The organism is Halobacteriovorax sp. ZH5_bin.2, from assembly GCF_043196375.1.
In the GTDB taxonomy this organism is placed as follows: Bacteria; Bdellovibrionota; Bacteriovoracia; order Bacteriovoracales; family Bacteriovoracaceae; genus Halobacteriovorax_A.
The window spans coordinates 1-3,916 of the sequence record NZ_JBEBMJ010000009.1 but is presented as its reverse complement, the minus strand read 5'-3'; the positions used below and the strand labels follow the sequence as shown (position 1 = coordinate 3,916).

General features: G+C 36.0%; 5 protein-coding genes. 2 read left to right on the top strand and 3 right to left on the bottom strand.

Annotated features, from left to right (window positions below):
- Nucleotides 1-526 precede the first annotated feature (526 nt).
- On the bottom strand, nt 527-961 hold the full coding sequence (locus ABMA76_RS15535; RefSeq protein ID WP_392908401.1) for a hypothetical protein: 435 nt from the start codon (nt 959-961) through the stop codon (nt 527-529).
- Nucleotides 962-1,070: 109 nt separating this feature from the next.
- Here ABMA76_RS15535 and ABMA76_RS15530 point away from each other — a divergent pair, with 109 nt between their 5' ends.
- Nucleotides 1,071-1,952: a LysR family transcriptional regulator gene (locus tag ABMA76_RS15530; protein ID WP_392908399.1), complete on the top strand. Its 882-nt coding sequence runs from the start codon at nt 1,071-1,073 to the stop codon at nt 1,950-1,952.
- On the opposite strand, the gene ABMA76_RS15525 is transcribed toward ABMA76_RS15530, so the two are convergent.
- Nucleotides 1,946-2,407 (bottom strand): hypothetical protein, encoded by a 462-nt coding sequence (locus ABMA76_RS15525; RefSeq protein ID WP_392908397.1) that lies wholly within the window; start codon nt 2,405-2,407, stop codon nt 1,946-1,948. The genes ABMA76_RS15530 and ABMA76_RS15525 overlap by 7 nt on opposite strands.
- A 72-nt stretch (nt 2,408-2,479) precedes the next feature.
- Complete coding sequence (locus ABMA76_RS15520; RefSeq protein ID WP_392908394.1) at nt 2,480-2,914, bottom strand: thioredoxin family protein; 435 nt, start codon at nt 2,912-2,914, stop codon at nt 2,480-2,482.
- Nucleotides 2,915-3,098: 184 nt separating this feature from the next.
- Between ABMA76_RS15520 and ABMA76_RS15515 the strand changes: the two genes are divergently transcribed.
- Nucleotides 3,099-3,824 carry a hypothetical protein gene (locus tag ABMA76_RS15515; protein WP_392908392.1) on the top strand — a complete coding sequence of 242 codons (726 nt, stop codon included), beginning with the start codon at nt 3,099-3,101 and terminating at the stop codon, nt 3,822-3,824.
- Nucleotides 3,825-3,916 lie beyond the last annotated feature (92 nt).

Here is a 3,916-nt window from a genome sequence, read left to right as displayed (position 1 = left end):
GCGAATCAAAACGAAAGTGCGCTAAACACTGCATATTACGGCTTTTTGGGGCTTTACCCCATATAACTGATATTATGTGGGGTGAATTATTTTCCCCTATAGCACTCAATCCCGTCTAAATAAGTCACTCTCTGAAAGCTTTATATCCATAAATTATTCTATGTAGTACATTATATTTCTTATCTGCGTCTTTTTGTTTCTTAAAAGAACCTCCATGTAAATGAAAGAATACCAAGGCTTTTTGAGAGTTTCAAAAATTAAGAGTTTAATTTAGTTTATATTTTGTGCCCTAATATTTAGACATAAAAAAACAGAGAAAAATCTCTGCCTTAAATATATCGTTTAGAATTTTATTTCTTTCTACTTACACACATCAATCGAACGATATTTCTCGTAGTCTGAATAAGCATCACCATAACTCAAGTAGCATTTTGCGTTTAGCGCATTCTTCTTGATTGAACCATAATCCAAAGGCCTTATTTGTAATATTTTTAGCTATGTCTATATATTTAACGACCTGTCTCCCCTACAAATTCTTAAATTCAATGGCAGTATATCCATTGAAATCTATCTTCATTACGTATTGGTTTCGTGTGACATATTCGCGGTAGTCATCACAGTCATCATAGATTTCAAATTCTACTGCATTAAATTGTGCAATAAACTCCAGTGATTCATCTAATTTGTTAGCGATGAAATCATAAGCTTTTTGCGCTAGTGAAGGCTCCATAAATTTCGACTGAAAGAAGACCTTTTCATCATTAGCTTGTGCCCAAAATACGATATTTGAAACATTAGTGTAGACGCTCTTGATCTGCAGACTTTCACGATAAACTTTGGCCGTTGTAAAATACCCTGGTCTAATTGAAGTTACATACTCATTATAACCAAAACAGCCTGATGCATATGCATTCGTAAAAGTTATTAAATTTACAATAAATAAAGTGGCCAAAACCTTCATAAACTCTCCTATTAGTTACAAGTTGAAGTATTTATAGTTGAAACCACTCAATAGATATAATATATAATAAATATAATTATCATTCCTAATATGAATAACAGGAAATCTTATGGAATTAGGTCACTTAAAACATTTCTACTATGTTGCCAAGTATGGAGGTTTCACAAAAGCCTCTAAGAAGCTGTACGTCCAGCAGCCATCGATTAGTAAGACCGTTGCGCTTCTAGAAGATCAATTAGGAGTTAAGCTCTTAAACCGTGAAAAGCGCAAAACTACCCTAACTGATATTGGCCTAGAGATTTACAAGAAATGTGACGAAATCTTTAAGTCTATTGAAGATATTGAAACAATCGCAAGTGACGGAAAATTTGAATGTACAGGCCCTTTGAAATTTTGTGCCAGTGAGCCAATCGCAGCACACTTTGTTCCTCAAATTTTAAAAGAGTTCCTAAGTGAATATCCGCAGGTACAACCAGCGTGTTTCACAAGTTTCTCATCTGACTTATTTAATAAGATTGAAGACGGAGAGTTTGAATTCGGACTCTTCTTTCATACGCCAGAGATGGCCAAATACGCCCATAAGCTTGAACTAGAAGAAGTGGCATCAATCCCCTATGATCTTGTCATAAAGGCATCAGAACATAAGAATTTGGATGTTATAAGATCTTTTATTGGTTCACGTGAAGTGGATGATATAACTACGAAGAAATACCCGACAATTACAAAGATGAATAAGGACTTTAAAAACGTCAAAATAACGATTTCATCCAACAGCCTTACTTCTCATAAGGAAATAGTGTTAGAAGGCCTAGGTGTATCGATCCTACCTTCTATTATGGTTGAAAAAGAGCTTAAGGAGCGAAAGCTTAAAAGACTCTATCCAAAGGGGACGTTTCACTTCCCTCTTAAACTAGTAACCAAGAAGAACTATCACCTATCGCGAAATGCTCAGGCGTGGATTTCGTCCTTGAAGCAGCAATTCCATCAGTGATCACTCATGCAGCTTGAAATCACTTGGTAGCCAGCAAGAATGATATCAATTCTCCAGGCCGACGCTCTGACAATTCTTATGACTTGGTTTTTATCTTTTTTACTAAGCTCGCAGTAACCAGCACTCAGATAACATGGAACATGAAGAGAGATGGCCGTCTTCTTAAAATCTCGGCAAGTTGTCTCGGCTGAAATTTCATTCATGCCTGAGATTAGACAGGCCTTAACATTCTCAACCCATTTCTTACCATCTTCAGAAAACTTCTCAATCCTAGAATCGAATTTATTGCAATATTTTTGCCCAAAGCCTAAAGGATAACCACGCTTTCCACATACTCGCTCTTTTTCGATACAGCTGTAATATGCACAGTCGTCACTTAGATCAGCACAATCATTTGTAGCAAACGAATGCGTGGCCAAAAGAATGGAGAAAAAGGTGAAAATAATTGTTTTCATAAGCAATAAGTATCAAATTTCTCATTGCTTGGTAAACTTAATGAAAAGTTTATATTCTCTTTACAACATGGCCTATGCAAAGAAAATAGCTAAAGCAAAGGCCACTAGCAAAATAATGACGATTGCTTCAAAGAAGTAGCTCTTCTTTGTCTCCGGTTCTTTGAATTCACCTGTTAAGCGAAAGTGTGAATCATTGATATTGTTTATCACGTATTGAATTTTCCCTAGGGGCGTAAGGCCTGTGAAGTCATAAAGAACTTCTCGGTTTTCACAAATGGCAGTGTAAGGAACACCACGAACACCAAAGTTTTGCGCAATCTCAGGACTCTCCATGGTATTTACTTCATAAACATTCACTTCTGGATTATTTTCATTTAAGGCCTCAAAGACAGGCGCCATTGTTTTACATGGGCCACAAGTATCAGAGAAAAACTTGATAACGAAAACACCTCTTTCACTAGATACGACAGATTCAAAATTATCACTATTAATTCTTTTTATACTCATTCTAAATTCCACATAAAAACGGCCAACATTTAGAGTTGACCTGAAAAATTCAATCTTACTATAACCATTCCCATCAAAGTTTACAACAAACTTAGTTGGATATAAAAAATGTAACGAGGTGGCATGTACCTCTTATTTGAAGTAGAATAGTATTTTTAACCTAAATTAAGAAAAGGCATATATTATGAGAGGAACATTCTTCTTAAAACCATTAGAGTTGAATTTAGAGCTTGCTGGCGAAAGCTGGCCCCAGGGCGAGTTGATAAACGGAGAGCTTACGATTAAGGCCCATGGACAAGCCGATCTATCGAAAATAGGTATCCATCTCTGTGAAGTCAATATGAAGAAATTTAAGGCCAAGGATGAGTCCGCTTTTAAAGTTATTGAAACAGTTGAAGCAAATGGTGAGCAGACAAGCTTTAGCTTTAAGCTAGCTGAAAACTGTCTTATTACAGAGAAGGCCACTTCCCTTTATGTTGTCTGTGGCGATCTTGATTCTCCATTTGAATGTGGCCATCTTCAACTTGATATCCTCCCAAATAAGAATATTCTAAGCTTCATTGAAATCTTTGAAAACTTCCTGAAGTTCAAGTTTAAACCTTTAAAGAATAAGGCCGGCCTAGTACAGGCCAAGGTAACGCCACCAGATATTAAAGACTGGACAAGTATTCAGACGATGAATCTGGGGATGTCATGTGTTGAGAATAACTTAAATCTAAGCTTTGAGTTTAAAGTGAAGAAAATGTCTTATGAAGGCGGCGCTGTTGAGACTAAAGAAGTTAAGGTAAAAAACGAACTTAAGCTTATGCCTAAGGATTATATCCTTTTTGAAAATACGTTAAATCAAGACTTCATTACTGGAGAGTTAAACAAGGTTCTCGATGAAGTAAGGTTTAAGCCGGTTATTTAGTAAAAGAAATATTTCTTAGGGGCGCGGCTGAGCTCAACAAACCAGTGCGACATTCTTTTTATAAAAGATCTCGTAAGGACAATTATAATTTA